12 protein-coding genes are annotated in these 15884 nt (G+C 60.0%); 4 read left to right on the top strand and 8 right to left on the bottom strand.

The genetic code is table 11. The features are described from left to right. Nucleotides 1-121: 121 nt before the first annotated feature. Both nhaC and ACH82I_RS17735 read right to left on the bottom strand, forming a co-directional pair. Complete coding sequence (gene nhaC, locus ACH82I_RS17740; RefSeq protein WP_413334529.1) at nucleotides 122-1549, bottom strand: Na+/H+ antiporter NhaC; 1428 nt, start codon at nucleotides 1547-1549, stop codon at nucleotides 122-124. Nucleotides 1550-1603: 54 nt separating this feature from the next. Continuing rightward, complete coding sequence (locus ACH82I_RS17735; RefSeq protein ID WP_413334527.1) at nucleotides 1604-2626, bottom strand: MBL fold metallo-hydrolase; 1023 nt, start codon at nucleotides 2624-2626, stop codon at nucleotides 1604-1606. 110 nt (nucleotides 2627-2736) lie between these two features. Here ACH82I_RS17735 and ACH82I_RS17730 point away from each other — a divergent pair, with 110 nt between their 5' ends. Continuing rightward, nucleotides 2737-3660, top strand: coding sequence for a LysR family transcriptional regulator (locus ACH82I_RS17730; protein ID WP_413334525.1), 924 nt, complete (start codon nucleotides 2737-2739; stop codon nucleotides 3658-3660). Nucleotides 3661-4153: 493 nt separating this feature from the next. Then, the gene (locus ACH82I_RS17725) at nucleotides 4154-4627 is read left to right on the top strand and encodes a helicase associated domain-containing protein (protein WP_413334523.1); all 474 of its coding nucleotides are present in this window, start codon (nucleotides 4154-4156) and stop codon (nucleotides 4625-4627) included. A gap of 109 nt (nucleotides 4628-4736) precedes the next feature. Here the strand turns inward: ACH82I_RS17725 and ACH82I_RS17720 are convergent, their stop codons facing one another. The 4 genes from ACH82I_RS17720 to ACH82I_RS17705 are packed head-to-tail and all read right to left on the bottom strand — an operon-like array spanning nucleotide 4737 to nucleotide 8841. Then, entirely contained in the window at nucleotides 4737-6041 is a 1305-nt protein-coding gene (locus ACH82I_RS17720; RefSeq protein ID WP_413334521.1) for an MFS transporter, read from the bottom strand. A gap of 10 nt (nucleotides 6042-6051) precedes the next feature. Further along, nucleotides 6052-7224: a galactonate dehydratase gene (gene dgoD, locus ACH82I_RS17715; protein ID WP_413336781.1), complete on the bottom strand. Its 1173-nt coding sequence runs from the start codon at nucleotides 7222-7224 to the stop codon at nucleotides 6052-6054. A gap of 29 nt (nucleotides 7225-7253) precedes the next feature. After that, entirely contained in the window at nucleotides 7254-7868 is a 615-nt protein-coding gene (locus ACH82I_RS17710) for a 2-dehydro-3-deoxy-6-phosphogalactonate aldolase (protein ID WP_413334519.1), read from the bottom strand. Next, the gene (locus tag ACH82I_RS17705) at nucleotides 7861-8841 is read right to left on the bottom strand and encodes a 2-dehydro-3-deoxygalactonokinase (RefSeq protein WP_413334517.1); all 981 of its coding nucleotides are present in this window, start codon (nucleotides 8839-8841) and stop codon (nucleotides 7861-7863) included. Before ACH82I_RS17705 ends, ACH82I_RS17710 begins: the two co-directional genes overlap by 8 nt. A gap of 76 nt (nucleotides 8842-8917) precedes the next feature. Between ACH82I_RS17705 and ACH82I_RS17700 the strand changes: the two genes are divergently transcribed. Together ACH82I_RS17700 and ACH82I_RS17695 are read left to right on the top strand one after the other, a co-directional pair. After that, nucleotides 8918-9694 carry an IclR family transcriptional regulator gene (locus ACH82I_RS17700; RefSeq protein WP_413334516.1) on the top strand — a complete coding sequence of 259 codons (777 nt, stop codon included), beginning with the start codon at nucleotides 8918-8920 and terminating at the stop codon, nucleotides 9692-9694. A gap of 245 nt (nucleotides 9695-9939) precedes the next feature. Next, nucleotides 9940-12375, top strand: a complete 2436-nt coding sequence (locus tag ACH82I_RS17695; RefSeq protein ID WP_413334514.1) for a DUF262 domain-containing protein — start codon at nucleotides 9940-9942, stop codon at nucleotides 12373-12375. A gap of 177 nt (nucleotides 12376-12552) precedes the next feature. On the opposite strand, the gene ACH82I_RS17690 is transcribed toward ACH82I_RS17695, so the two are convergent. After that, nucleotides 12553-14895: a hypothetical protein gene (locus ACH82I_RS17690; protein ID WP_413334512.1), complete on the bottom strand. Its 2343-nt coding sequence runs from the start codon at nucleotides 14893-14895 to the stop codon at nucleotides 12553-12555. Nucleotides 14896-15024: 129 nt separating this feature from the next. Continuing rightward, nucleotides 15025-15516 carry a DUF6363 domain-containing protein gene (locus ACH82I_RS17685; RefSeq protein WP_413334510.1) on the bottom strand — a complete coding sequence of 164 codons (492 nt, stop codon included), beginning with the start codon at nucleotides 15514-15516 and terminating at the stop codon, nucleotides 15025-15027. Nucleotides 15517-15884: the final 368 nt, after the last annotated feature.

The following is a 15884-nucleotide window of genomic DNA, read 5'->3' as shown; positions in this document are numbered from 1 at the left end:
GGATTAGCTCAGCGATGGCCCTGCGGCAGGCTTCCGTTACCATCTCGACCATCTCGACACGGATGGGACTGTGAGGCTATGTCCAAGGACCAAGGCAACACTCACGACACGACGGCCGTTGTCATTCAGCCAGTTTCGACTCGTCGCTTTTCTGAGCGTGTTCTGTTGGATCCAGCCGTTTGATGCTGAACCCGGTGTAGCCGTAGATGATGTTGAGTAGCGGGACGATGAACGCGAACAAGATCCACGGAATGAAATCAGTAGGTGCAAGGCCGAACACTCCAGCGGCGAAAACCGCCGGGACACCCCACGGGACGAGATTGATTCCGACTGTACCTGCAGCCTCGACAGCTCGGGACAAGTTCAAAGGCGACAGGCCCATTCTCCTGTACGAATCTACGAAGCCTCGAGCCGGCAATATGATCGCAAGGAACTGCGCACCGCTGGAAAAGCCGACGAGGAATGTCGCCAGAATCGTTGATGCGATGAGCGACCCTGTTCGTTTGATACGACGAATGAGCGGGTTGATCAGAGCGGAGAAAATGCCCGTCCTATCGAGGATTCCACCCAACGCTGTTGCCACGATGACGAGACCCACAGTCTCGAGCATCGAGGTGATCCCACCGTTGCTCAGCAGGCTATCGATTGCCTCCTGCCCCGAGTCGGAGACGTAACCGGCGGTCGCTGCTTGCAAGGTCTCCCCGATAGCCCTTCCCTGGACTGTCACTGCTGCGATGGCCCCCATGAAAGCAATCAGCAGCAATGCAGGAACCGCGGGTACGCGCATGGCGATGAGCACCAGCGCCAACACCACAACGATGAGCAGCAATGGATGGATCGTGAACTGCTCCTGCAGACCGGACAATATGGCACTCGAGCCGCGGGCAGTTCCTTGTGTCGCTCCTCCGACGATGTTGAGACCGATGACCCAGTAGAGAACCGCACTGATCAGTAAGGCAGGAATCGTATCCCAAAGCATGTGACGGATGTGGTCGAACAGACTTTCCCCGACCATCGCCGGAGCCACATTCGTCGTATCCGACAACGGTGAGAGTTTGTCGCCGAAGAAGGCCCCTGAAATCACAGCACCTGCCACGATCGGCAGAGGCATGTTCATTCCCTCCCCAATCGCCATAAAGGCGAGTCCGATAGTGGCGATAGAGGTAAACGAGCTTCCCAGGATCAAAGAGACGAAGGCCGTGATGAGACAGACCAACGGAAGGAAGAGATTCGGATCGATGATGCTCAGACCGTAGAAGACCAGCGTGGGGATGATTCCTCCGCTGATCCACGTACCAATGATCATCCCGATGAGGATCAGAATGAATACGGCTGGCAGCGCTTTGCTGACGCCGTCAGCCAGCGACTGTTCAAGATCACGCCAGCTGTAGCCCAACATTTTGCCGATAATGGCAGCTACCGCGATACCCACGATGATCGGCACGAGCATGCCGATACCCCAGTACACGGTGGACATGAAGGCCATAAAGATCAGCGACAGCAGAGGGATGGTTGCGATGATGAAATTGGGTTTCTTAGGCGTGTACATCGTTGTCACTCCAGGAGGTAAGAGGTCTGGGGCAAGAGCCTGGTTTTCACGGGTTCATGCGCTCGGGCCAAGTGGAAGCACTTCGAGATCGTCCGGAACCAAGGGGGACAGCTGTGTCACCGAGTCCAATTGGCTTTTCAGCGAAGGCCCCGACGTGCCAGGAACGAGATGATGCAACGCCAGTTGTCTGACCTCGGCCGCCTCAGCGATCGCGACCGCGTCTGCGATCGAGGTGTGGGAACGTTCATGATGGCTCCGAATAGCTCGAGCGCGAGGACTCGTCGGATCAGGAAACTTCGCAGTCAACCATTCCAAGTCAATAGCCTCATGCAAGAGCAGGTCAGCACCCTGAGCAAGCGTGATCATATTCGTCGTAAAGGCCGTATCACCTGAAATCACCGCTGAACCTTCATCAGTGTCGAACCGATAGCCGAAAGCAGGTGCCATGGGCGGGTGTTCTACCAGAATCGCCGACACGCGAACTCTGCTGTCCTCATAGACGACAAATGGAGACATCTTGGGCGCAGGATTCGTGTTCGGCTCGAAACCCAGGCCCTCAGGCAAGACGATGTCCTCTGCTTGGAACATATCCAGGGGAGAAGGTCGAAGGCTATCGAGGATGCGCTCATTGAGGTCTGTGGCATTCGCTTCGACCAGCCGGGTCAGCGTTTCGGCCGTCCCGGGAGTCGGCGACTGCTCAGATATCGGACGCGGCGCGACTCTTGCATGCGGTGAGACCGTTGGCAAAACACCACGGTCTCCCGGCCCAATGAGGACGATCGGGTCTCGCTCGCTCTCGGTGATTTCGAATGTGCTGAACATGGCAATCGCCGCCAGGTCTGCAATATGGTCCGAATGCAGGTGGGTCAGGAAGATCCCCACGACGTTGTCGAGGCTGTATCCAGCTTCGACAAGTTGGCGGCCGGCTCCATAACCACAATCAATCAAGTACACAGCGTCGCCGATAACGAAAGCAGTCGAGATTCCCGCGCGTACACCCTGTCCTTGATAACGCCACCAACGTGGCCCGCCTGCGGTTCCCAACGTGATGATCTGCGGATTGTTTGCCTTAGTCATGGGTCGCCGTTGCTCCTCAAGCGTTTCGATAGGACATCTGGTTCCCAGTGTGGTGCACACCACCATTTTTGTAGAATCAATACTTATGAAGCAGTACATAGGCGGATTTGATGGGTGAGCTCACGCTGCGTCAACTCGAATATTTCATCGCGGTCGTCGACGCCGGATCGGTGACGGCAGCCTCGAAGAAGGTCAGCGTCACCCAGGCAACGGTGTCGATGGCGATCGCGCAGCTGGAAAGTCGTCTTGGCACGGATCTGCTCATCCGGCAACAGTCCAAAGGGGTTGTACCGACCCGCGCCGGAAGAGAGTTGTCAGCGCGTGCACGACATGTGCTTGCGATGACAGCCGAGATCACACAAGTGGCCGCAACCGGAACTTCAGAGATCTCGGGGGTGATCGAAATCGGGTGTGTGTCTTCCCTTTCCCCTCAAGTCGTGCCGCCACTAGCTGCGCACTTCGAAAGACACTACCCGCAAGTGACCTTCAATTATCGAGAAGGCTCCGCCGGAGACCTCCAGCAGGCGCTCATCGACGGCGCTCTCGACATGGCCTTCGTGTTCTCCCGGCAGACTCTCGAATCAGTCCGTTCCCACGACATCGCTGAAGCCATCTTAAAGATCATGCTTCCGGCCGGGCACCCTCTATGCGGTAGACAATCGATCTCATTCAGCGAAGTGGCGCAGGAGTCCGCAATTCTGATCGATCTGCCTCCCAGCCGTGACCGATCGATCGAGTTCATGCGAAATGCGGGAGTGGAACCCCGCGTCAGATGGACTAGCGAGAATCTGGCAACGGTGATGGCTCTGGTCGCGAACGGACTGGGATATTCTCTCCGCTACGCACTCCCCGGTGAGACCAGCGTGCCGGGTCCCGGTGTCATTGAGATTCCGGTCGCGGATACGGTACCGCGCAACGCGATTAGTGCTGTGGTACCGAGAGGAATCCACACACCGCGGCGCGTCGACGAAGCAATTCGATTCTTGAGCATCCACTTTTCTGAGGCTGCACAAGCAGACACTGATAGACACTGAGCATCAGACAGGCTTCCTTGGCGCTCATCGTGGCCGAACACAGGCGACCATACCTCAAAGCCAATGGCCACATCGTTCATCTCCGTCAGCCTCGCCGGCACCATCCTTCTAGCACGTTGCCTTTTCAGTTGAACAACTCCACTCGCCCCACGGTTATCCACCGTTTTCAACGGAACCCCACGGAAACTAGCGGCAACTAGACGAACTCTAGGAAGGCTGAGTTCCCTGGATTTTAGGGGCAGAAGCCACCCCACGGAAACTCACGAAAAGTATGACTCCACATCGATTCAGTGTGGGTTCGGGTCCGACGGAGAAGCTGTGCGTTTGCCACTCAGGTCAACGGAATCGCGATAGCAGCCGTTCACTAGCTTGCGTTTTCGGGTGTCCACCCACGACCAGAACGGTAGTGTAAGCCGCCATGGCTGAGAGACAGAACAAACCCCTACGAATAAATACAGATGTCGGATATCATCCGAGGATGGGTAGAGGACGAGTGGACTTCGAGCGGGGCATCACCCGGTTGGCGTCATACGCTCGCTATCACGGTCACGCCAACCCCAAGGCGGCCGAAATCTGGCTGGGGTGGAGAATCGGACTTTGGGTTTCGAACTTGCGAGTTAAGTATCGCTCCGGCCGGCTCACTGATGCCCAGATTGCTGCAGCCGAAGAAATTGGCGTGAGATTTACGCCGCCGTATCGCGATCCAAAGACGAAGCCTCTGACAAGGGCCGAAAAGCAAGAAGATAACTATCTCGAGCGATTGAGCTGGTTGAAAGACTACTATCTCCGGTATGGGCACATCAATGTCCCTCAACTTGAAGGAACAGACGATTGGCCAACTGCTGGGCGTTGGATTACTCGCCTACGCGGCTCCTACCGTCGCGGGACTTTGCCCCAGGCAGTCGTGCACGAAGCCGAACAAATGAGCATCCGCTGGAATCCGGGGCCTGGAAGGCGCAGCCAGTGATGTTCGCATAACCGGCTGGCCGGCCCCTTCCCCCGTCGCCATAGTTCCAAAGCCTCCGAACGACTCATATTTGATAGAACACGTTCAACTGTATGACTGGCGCTTGTCTTCACTCCTGCACACGTTCAACCTTGCCAACAAGGAACACATACGACAGCACGCCGACGATGGTGATCGCAGCCATGTAGACGAACGCCGGGGCGAAGTCGATGTCGGTGACAAGGAAGCCGATGACGATCGGGGTGGCGATCGAGGACAGGTTGCCGATGAAGTTGAACATACCGCCGGTCAGGCCCAGCAACCGCTCGGGTGCCAACGCCGACACGAGCGACCAGGTGATTGAGGCGAAGCCGTTGCCGAAGAAGGCGATCGACATGAACGTGATGACCAGCGCAGTCGAATCTGTGTAGTTGGCTCCGAGCATGAACACGGTCATCGCTAGGCCGATGATGATCGGGAGCTTCCGCGCGGTGCCCAGCGACAGGCCCTTCTTCACCATAAGGTCCGAGACCCATCCGGAGAGCAGCACACCGACGAGCGCGGCAATGAACGGCAGCGAGGCCATGAAGCCTGACTCGATGTAATCCATTCCGCGGTAGTCGACGAGGTAGGTCGGGAACCAGGTGAGGAAGAACCACAGGGTAGAAGTCAGGCAGAACTGGCCGAGGTAGATTCCCCACAGCTTCCGCCGGGTGAGTACGACCTTGATGTCGGACCACTTTAGCTTCGGCGTGGCCTCCTTCTTCATGCCCGTCTCGACATCGACCAGTCCCCCGCCTGAAGCAATGAGGTCGATCTCTGCCTGGTTGACACCCGCTTTGTCGCGCGGCTCGCGGTAGACGAACCACCAGATCGCGGCCCAGATGATTCCGACGACACCGGTGAGGATGAATACCCAGTGCCAGGTGAGGACCGTCTGCAGCCACGAAAGCACAGGGGTGAGCAGTGCGAGGCCGATGAACTGTCCCGAGGTGTAGAAGGCGATGACCCGTCCACGCTCACGCTCAGGGAACCAGGCCGTGGCCACCTTGTTGTTGATCGGGTACGCCGGTGCTTCGAATCCACCGACCATGAGCCGGAGGATGATGAGCGCGACGAACCCGCCGGACATTCCCATGAACAGAGTGGCCAGAGACCACAGGACGAGGCAGGAGGCGTAGAGCACTCGCGGCCGCACTCGGTCGACCAGCCATCCGCCAGGCAGCTGCATTGCGGCATAGGTCCAACCGAAGGCCGAAAGCAGAAGTCCCTGTTGCCCGGTGGTGAGATCGAATTCCTGGGACAGTGCTGGCATCGCGATGGACAGGTTGGCCCGGTCCATGTAGTTGATGACAACGGTAATGAAGAGCAGAACCGCGATGATGTAGCGGATTCGTGTGGGGCGTGTGGTGACTGCAGTGTCGAGTTTCGTCATTGATCTCTCCTCACCATTCCGCAAACGAGCCATCGGCATGACGCCAGATGGGATTGCGCCACCGGTGTCCTTCCGCCGCTCGTTCGATGACGTAGTCTTCGTTGACCTCGATGCCGAGCCCGGGTCCGGAAGGGATGTCGATCATGCCGTCGTCGTAGTTGAACACGGAAGGATCGGTGACGTAGTCGAGCAGATCGTTGCTCGTGTTGTAGTGAATGCCCAGGCTTTGTTCCTGGATGAAGGCGTTGTAGCTGCCGGCATCGACCTGCAGGCAGGAGGCGAGCGCGATCGGCCCCAAGGGGCAGTGCAGGGCGAGCGCCACATCGTAGGCTTCGGCCATCATCGCGATCTTCCGGGTCTCCGTGATTCCACCGGAGTGGGAGACATCGGGCTGGATGATGTCGACGGCACCGGAGGCGATCACTTCGCGGAAGTCCCACCGAGAGAACAGCCGCTCCCCCAGTGCGATCGGCGTCGGCGTGTTCGCCATGACCTCACGCAGAGAGCCGAAGTGTTCGGAGAGCACCGGTTCTTCTATGAAGAGCAGACGGTAAGGCTCAAGCTCTTTGATGAGCACCTTGGCCATCGGTTTGTGCACGCGACCGTGGAAGTCGACGCCGATGCCGAAGTCATCCCCAGTAGCTTCCCTGATCGCCTGCACGTTCTCGATGACCTGGTCGACCTTGGTGTACGAGTCGATGAACTGCAGTTCCTCGGTGGCGTTCATCTTCACCGCGGTGAATCCGCGGTTCTTCGTCTCCAGAGCGGCCGCTGCAGTGTCGCCGGGACGGTCGCCGCCGATCCACGAATACGTGCGGATTCGGTCCCGAACCTTCCCACCCAACAGCTGGTGCACCGGCTGGCCGAGCGCTTTGCCCTTGATGTCCCAGAGTGCCTGATCGATGCCGGAGATCGCGCTCATAAGGATCGGTCCACCGCGGTAGAAGCCGCCGCGGTACATGATCGTCCACAGGTCCTCGATGTTCGCGGGGTCCTTGCCGATGAGCAGGTCGGAGAGTTCGTCGACGGCTGCTGCCACCGTGGCGGCTTTGCCCTCGATGATCGGCTCACCCCATCCCACGATCCCTTCATCGGTTTCGATCTTGAGGAACAGCCACCGAGGCGGCACGGTGTACGTCGTCATCGACGTGATCTTCATTGGTCTGGCCTTTCGTTCGGTTATCGTCAGTGCCTTGGTGTTGCTGGGTTCAGTCAGTGGGCCTTGGCCCACGCCGAGGCGATCGCTTCGGCTCGGTCGTGCACGTCGTCGGGGCGGTCGCCTCGGCGATAGAGGGAGGAGCCGAGTCCCAAGCCGGCGGCTCCAGCTTGACGCCACTCGGCGGCATTGTCGGCACCCACTCCCCCGACGGGGAAGAGCTCAGTGCCAGTGGGCAGGACTTCACTCCACGCCTTGAGCCCACTGATGCCGACCGCGGTCGAGGGGAAGAGTTTGACCTTGGTGGCGCCGGCTTTGATCGCGGCGAAGGCCTCGGTCGGCGTTGCCGCGCCCGGGTACGGGGTGAGCCCCAGCTCGAGAGCGGTGGAGATGACGTCCCGGTCGGTATCGGGGGCGACGATGATGCGCGCACCGACCTGCTGGCACTCTCGGACCTGGTCGGCGGTGAGCACCGTACCGGCGCCGATCTGCACCTGGTCGCCGTATCGCTTCACGAGTGCCGTGATCGAGTCCAAGGGGTCCGGTGAGTTGAGTGGAACTTCGATGGCGGAGAATCCGGCTGCGACGATTCCTTCGGCGATGTCGAGGACTTCGTCGGAGCGGACTCCGCGGAGGATGGCGATGAGTCCGGTGGGGACATTGTCAGTCATGGGGGTTCTCCTTGGTCGGCACGAGGCCGGATTGTTCGGCGATGCGGTAGAGGCCGGTGGCAGCGGCGCACGGATCGGCTTGGACCGTCTGCTGACCCTGCTGGCGGAGGGCGCGTGTGTATCGCATCGTCAGATCTGGGGTTCCGCAGACGATGACCGGCGCAGCAGTCTCCGCGGTTGTCGCGAGCTGGCTGGCCACCTCGGCGCCGATTATCATTCCCGAGAGATAGTCATTGATGGCTGGCGCAGGCAGGCGCCCGTCGAGGGCCCAGGTACGTGCGGTGAAGATGGAGGAGGTGAGAGCGGCGGGGTCATCGGTTCCGACGTCCAATCCCCAGTCGAAGGCATCGGTGTGGAATTCGTCGGTGGGCGCGGCCAGTCGGCTGAGGATCGAGGACCTGGTCAGCAGGCCGAAGATCTCCCCGCTCATCGACGTGGAGAAATCGGTGACGCGTTGGCCGCTGCAGCTCACCCATTTGGTGTGGGTGCCGGGCAGGATCACGGTGGTCGGTTCGTTCTGCTCGGCGGTGAGGAGACCGAGCAGTTGGGTCTCTTCGCCGCGGATGACATCGGGGGCGGTCGCGTCTGTCGGTGGCTTCTGCAGTCCGGGGACGATGTGCAGATCGCCGATGTCCAGGGGAACCGTCGTCAGGTGCCCGCCCATGGTGCTGAGTTCGGTGGGCAGGTCGAGGTACCCCGCCTCGGCGACGCCTTGGGTCGAACCGATCATTCCGCAGGCGAGGATCGGGAGGGGGCCGTGGGCCATGAGCCAGTCGCCGATGGCGGCCTGGGCGATCCGGGAGAAGTCACCCCGGAGGTCGTCGGTGTCGGGGCCGACGGCCATGATTCCGTCGGAGCCGTTGCGGTCGGCGAGGATCGCGCCGTCGCTGCCAATGAGGAAGGCTCGAAGCGAGCTCGTCCCCCAGTCGAGGCCGATCATCTGCGGGGCCTCGGGTGTTGCTTGTTCAACCATAAGAGCCACTATGGGCAGGCATTCCACCATGCGCCACCATTGTCCCTATATGTGGGATTGATGCCATACTGGTGCGATGATCGACGACACCGAGGCTGCAACGCAGGACGCTGTCCCACAGGGCACTCAGACCCTGGCACGAGGTCTGCAGATCGTCAGCGCCGTCGCGCATGGCTCGACCTCGCTCAAGACCATTGTCGAGTCCACGGGCATCGGCCGTTCGAGTGCGCACAGAATGATCCAACTGCTCGTACAGATGGGGTATCTGCGTCACGGCTCACCGGGCGAGTTCCGTCTGGGGCCGACGCTCATTGAGTTTGGTTTCACCGCACTCAATCAGGATCCGCTGCCGGTGGTCGCCAGGGAGAGTCTCGAGGCGCTTGCCGAGCGGACTCAGGACACCATCCATCTTTCGGTCGAGGATGGCGAATCTGTGCTCTACCTGCACAAGATTCCCGGGACCCGCGGGGCTGAGATGCGCTCGCGCATCGGCCACCGCATGCCGATGTCACGTACCGGTGTCGGCAAGGCGCTGCTGCTGGGTCAGGACGACCGCTGGGAGCGTCTGTTCGTCGCGGAGAACCCCGGCGCTGATTCTGCTGCCTCGGAAGCATTCATCAAGCGGATGCAGGGGTATACACGTGAGGGGGCCTCGCTCGATCTCGAGGAGAATGAGCCGGGCATCCGATGTGTGGCCGCTCCGATCCGGGACGGCAGCGGGCAGATCGTCGCCGGCATCTCGCTCTCGGCCACGCGTCCCTATATGCCGAAGGATCGGATGCAGGCTCTGGTGCCGGTGATGAAGGCTGCGGCGAAGGAGATTTCGGTGAAGTTGGGATATCGGCAGGGGTAGAGCCGAACTAGACACTGTAGTTTTCCCTGGTAGAGGGGAAAGCGAGATAGTGAACAGAATGGGAATTTCGAGACCGGTAAAAGCAGAACATCGTTGGCGCTGAGAGCACCGATGGCGGCGAAGACATCGCGAATGACAACGGCAGTCTCGCAGGTGTCGACCTGAACGCGACATAAGGCGCAATTAGGCACGCATCCTATACGGTAGAGAAACTACCGATGACACATTCTGCGCCAAGGAGATCCGTGAAGGGCCAGCCCACTGAGATCTGGAAGATCTACAACAAGTCCAACTCGACTCTGGAAATACCGGTCTATCAACGCAACTACGACTGGGGAACCCAGCAGTGTGCTCGCCTTTTCGACGATCTGGAAAAATTGTCTTTGGCGGATCCCGTTCGCCATCCCAAACACTTCTTTGGCGCCGTGGTCGGCAAGTCCGAGGGCTCGTGGAAGTGGGTGGTCATCGACGGCCAACAGCGCCTCACTACGATCAGCCTGCTCATGCTTGCTCTCACCCATGCTGCCGCCGCCGAAGAGATCAATCCTGGTGACGACCCCGAACTGACTCGGAGACTCGTTGACGATTTCCTCCTCGTCGACGCCGACCCCAGAAATCTCAAGTTCAAGCTCAAACCAGTCAAGAATGACGCCGCAGCCTACAAGGCACTCTTCGGACAGAGCGACGACTTCATCGAGGCGTCGAACGTCACCGCCAACTACCGATACTTTCGCCGACGTCTAGGCGATACCCGTCTAGATGCGCAACAGATCTGGGACGCGATCTGCAGGCTGGAGGTCATGCACCTCGACCTCGAACCCCATGACGATCCACAGCGGATCTTCGAATCGCTGAATTCCACCGGACTCGATCTCAGTGAGGCCGACAAGATCCGCAATTTCGTTCTGATGAACCAGACGCTCGCAGAGCAGGAACGCCTGTACGAGGACCGTTGGAACCCAATCGAAGAGAACGTCGACTACAGAACTGACTGGTTCATCCGCTGGTATCTCACAGCCAAGACCAGCAAGACTCCTCGCGAATCCGATGTCTTCGAAGCGTTCAAACGCTTCACCGAACGAAGCAGAGAGAGCGTTCCGCAGATACTCGACGACATGCACGACTATTCACGGAACAGCCGAGCAATTACCCATGCCGCAACGGGATTCGCCGCGGTCGACCGTCGCCTGCGGCGAGCGAACCTCATCATCGGTGATGTCGTACACCCGTTCCTCATGCCGGTGATTGCCGATGCCAGGAAGGGAATCATCGACGACGAGGACCTCTGTTCAATTGTTCAGATCATCGAGTCCTATCTGTTCCGCCGGATCACCTGCGGTGTCGCAGCCAACGCTGTCAACAAAATCATGGCCACTGCCTACGCCGAGATTCGTAGGCTGCACAGCGACGGACGGTCATACTCTTCGCTGCTAACCTACGTTCTTCGCCGTCGCGACGGCGGGTCCGGCCGGTTCCCTGCCGATTCCGAGTTCCAGGAGTCCTTCGCCGCTCGAGATTCCTATCATCTTCGTCCGAGTTATCGACGCTACCTCTTCGACGTCCTGGAGAACGGCGACTCCATGGACACCCGAGACATCGCCCGCGGGCTCGAGTCCGGGGAGTTGTCCGTCGAACACGTCATGCCGCAGACCCTGACGCCGGCATGGGAGGACGAACTCGGTCCAGAGGCTGAGGCCGTCCATGATGTGTGGAAGAACCGGATCGGGAACCTCACCGTCACCGGGTACAACTCCGCATACTCCAACTCACCGTTCTCAAGGAAGAAAGAGATCGAGCACGGGTTCGACTCTTCCCCTTATCGACTCAACACCGATATGAAGTCCACCGATCGTTGGAATGAAGCTGCGATGCGCGTGAGATCGCAGCGTCTCGCCGAAGTAGCAATGAGCTACTGGGCGTTCGTCGAAACAGACTTCGTTCCGCCCGAGGTTGTCCGCCCGACGGAACCCATGGGCGAGGACACATCGTTTCGCGGCCGCGATGTGACTGCGTACGAATACGGTGATGCCAGCGAGACGGTCACGGATTGGGCGAACCTGACTCCCAAACTCCTCGCCGTCCTGCTTCAACTCCACCGTTCCGAACTGCTGGAGTTTGCGGCCGATGAGTCAATGCTGACGACGAGTCCAGCCGCCTTTGATTCCGTCCGCGGACTCCGAATCGTCGATCCCAGTCTCGGCGTGTGGGTGAGCAACAGTACCGACACGAAGATCGGCCTGTTCCGCCGCATCTTCGACCATCTCGATCTTGACACCGAGGACCTCATATTCACTCTCAGGCCGGACAGAACGCCTCATAGCAATGCCACCGTCGAGGTGGAGAAATCTGGACCCTATGCCTCGCTGACGAAATTTAAAGATGCCATCGATGAGGCAGCCGCGCTACAGGCAGACGAAAGCGATACCGTTGCCCTGCGCGAGGAGTTCGCCTCGGAGTTCGCTCCGTTCAGACGGGAAGCGTGGACGCACGATATCGGCAATCTGCCACTGCCTGCCTTTATCGCGACCCATCCGGCCGACACATTGAAGTCGGAGGAGGTGCTCGCGGTCATCACCGGACTGTTCGCTGCCGAACAGATGTTCGGACCAGGCGCGATCCACCGAGCAATCATAGATGGAACGCTGCAGTCGTGTCTCCGTCGTCTCAGTCAAACGACGTGACCGGACGGGCGAAGTAGCGCAGACCGCGGAACCGCTCGTCAGCGGCGAACTCGACGAACCACCGTCGGGCCCACGCGCGTCCCCGACAGATAGTTCACCGTGTTCGACGTTTAAAGGCCATCTAGCAGGACAGCCGTCCAGGAACCAGCCACACCTCACGAGCGCACTTTCTCCACCTCAGCTGAAGTGTCGCCCGGCCTCGTAGACCTTGACACTGCCGTCCGGGGTGCCTCTGAGCAGAAGGTAGATGTAATAGTCATCGCCATCGCCCATGTCCGGAGTCGTCACACCGCAGACCGTGTCTCCGGCCTCGATGTCGTCCTGCGCATACAGACCGGGCATCGACTTGCCGTTGACGAAGTAGTACTCCCCACCTCCGTAATCGGCATCCTCATAGGGCTGGACGAGCTCGCAGGTATCGACCTTCACCCCTTTGGCAAACTGCACGGACCGGACCGTCGGCGGGTTCGACGTCTGACCGTCGCCCAGGATGTCATCGAGCGACGACATCATCTCCGGCGTCGCCGAACGACCAGCCTCGGCGTCGTTTCCGGCAGCGACCGCCTCGGCGAATTCCTGCACCTGCGCCAACGACGGTGTTCGGACATCACCGGCGGGCACGTGAAACACGGTGTCTTGATGCGCGAAGGACTTCCCGTCCCAGCGGTAGAGGACATCAGCATTCGCGGACTTCTCACACGCCGTGCACCCGTCGTCACCGTAGACGCCGATGCCGCCGAGGTTGATCCCCAGATACTGCCCCATCGGACTCACCGAGTTGAAGTAGGGCTTGGGAACGTAACCGGAGATGTCTCTCGAGTTGCCGCGGTCCGCGGCCGAATACCAGAACTCGATCGAGTCGAGCAGGTTGAGATCCTCATCGTAGATTCCGATCGACGGATAGATATAGGTGCCGCCGCCATTGCAGCTGAATTCGACGGCGGTCACCGCCTTCTCCCCCATCCGAGACGTCGTGAACTTCTCCATGGCGATACCGGAATAGTGCCCGTCATCGGCGCTGGCCTCGCCGTCGGAGAATTCCACCTCGTGCTCGGGTTTGGGGTCCAAAGGACTGTCACCGAGGAAGTAGTCGTCGTAGGCGAGACCGAACTCCACGCATCCCGGTGGCGTCGAGAGCTTCGCGTTCTTGAACGCATCGGCACCCGGGAACTGTGCGATCGCCTCGCCACCGGTGCCGCCGTTGTAGCCGGGATCGGCCTTCACAGTGTCGACATCGCTGGAATCGGTGAAGTCGAAGACCTCGAGGACGCCGTCGGACATGCTCATGAGATGCGTCCCCGAGACGGTGAAACTGTCGAGATCGGCATCGACGCGCCACAGCTCCTGACCTGAGTCGATTGCCAGACCATGTACGCCCGCATCATCGGCGATGACGAGCACCTCGTCTTCGATCGTCCAGTTCGGACGCAGGCGAGGCTCGCCGAGGCTGGTCGACGTCGCCGCATTCTCGCCGAGTTCGGACTTCCACAGCACCGAGTCGGAGTCGACGGCGATGACCGCTGTGCCGTCGGAGACCACCCAGGGGCCGTCCTCACCCGCACCGACCATTCGCACCGTTGCCTCGGGATCGACGCTCACGTCCGGGTACGACTTACCGGATGACGAGCTCAGGGAACCGTCGTCGTTGACGGTGACCGGAACAGCCTCCGTTGCCGGATCGGTCACCTCGGCGGTGCTCGTGTCATCGGACGACTCGTCCGACTCCTTCGAATCCGAGTCGTCGCCCGGGCTGAGGGTGACTTCGCCGTCTTTCAATCCGATCGAGCGGTCTCCGCAGACCACGGAGTCGGTCGATCGCTCGCAGTCGATCGGGGTGCCATCAAGCTTCGGGCCGGAGCCCTCAGGGTCATCGCCGGCGGGATCGTCTGCGGTCGGCGCTTTCACGTCGGCGTGTGGGATCGGCGCCATCCAGGTCGGTTCCAACGTCTTCTCGTGGAGGGCCATGATCACCGACTGTCGGGGACCGACGACGCGGACGAGCTGCTGGTCGTCGTCTCCATCGGAACGCGTCGGCAGTTGAGTCAGCTGAGCGTTGCGGCCGACGTCAGCGAGGTCGACTGCCACTTTCTGGCTCGGGGCCTTGTCATAGTTTGAGCCGGCAAGGAAGCGTGCTGCGAAGAATCCGCCGCTGATCGCGAGGACGAGAACGAGGCCTGCGCCGATGCCCAGCATCCACTTTTTCTTGGTCTGGCTCCGGTTCTGTTGCGGCGCCGAGGAGCCCGCGGGCCCAGCCAGTGTATGGTGCTGGACCGAATTCTGTGCTGTGTTCTGATACCACCCGGAGTTCCAGCCTCGTCGTGCGAGCGCGTCCTGGACGGCTGGATGCTCATTGGTGGCCAGCCAGGCGAGCAGCTCCGGATCGGTGTTCGGATGGGCGGCGATGCCGGAGAGCAGGTCCGGTCTGGTTCCCGCGATCCTCCGCAGATCAGATGCGGTGGCATCGGCTGAACGAATGACGTCGATGTCGGGGTCCTTCCCAGGACCGAGATTCTCACCCATACAACAGATGTTATCAGCGAGTTTAAGAAGGAATTCCGGCTTTGTCGCACTTCTTCATCGACGGAATGGCGCCCTGAGGGCGAGGCTCAGTCGGGCCGACCCATCTGCCGACGCGAATGCCTTTCGCTTCTAGTTCTCGCTGACAAACTCTCGGATCTTCGGCAGCTCACGGCGGGACTGGGAGAGCCCCAGACGATGCGCCGCTGCGAGCCGGGAGAGGTTGCGGGTGCCGTTGTCGACCGGCATGCGTTCCGGGGCGAAGACGTGCGCCTTTCCTTCTGCTTCGAGGGCGAAGATACGCTCACGTGTCTCGTTGTAGCGCTTCCACCTCGTCAGCAGCGCCTCCCCCAGGGCCGGGTACCGGCGGAAGATGTTGCGGTAGACCGTGGGGAACCGTTGCGGCATCTTCTTACAGGAGCGCTCCTGAGTGAGGATGATGACGAATTTCTCAAAACCTTCGCGTTGCGCCTGGCTGAGCGCAATTCCTCCGTCCTCGCCCATCGCGCCGTCGACGTACACGTGCCCGTCGAGATGGATTCGAATACGGACTACAACTGTCCCCCGACCACGACCAGGAGTATCACCGGTCTTGTCACGGATCGGAGTGAGATCGGTGATCACGGCGACACACCTTTCGCCACGTCTCGGTTGCCGCCATACAGCTTCGTCGACGTCCATATCGGCCACGTAGTCGGATCGGGCAGGGCCGTCAATAGGCCCCGTTGGCCCTCAGTTAGAATCTTGTGGCCCTCAATTCGAATCTTGCCATTGGCGGCGTGATGCTTTCAGGCGCCAGTGGCTAGCCCGGCTCGTGAGATCTTCGCTCGGGCCAGTTCGACTGGCGTAGAACGATTTCCGTGTAGCGACGTGCACCAGGTTCTGCACCCTCACCTGTGAAGAGTTCGAAATCCCACCCGCATCAGCTCGCGCGCAACCTCACGATCAGCAGCGTTTACATCAACCAGTCACTCAATTTCAATGCGATTTAT

This window comes from Brevibacterium sp. GP-SGM9 (genome assembly GCF_047300845.1).
In the GTDB taxonomy this organism is placed as follows: Bacteria; Actinomycetota; Actinomycetes; order Actinomycetales; family Brevibacteriaceae; genus Brevibacterium.
The sequence above is the reverse complement of the archived record's forward strand: the minus strand, read 5'-3'. Positions and strand labels throughout refer to the sequence as shown.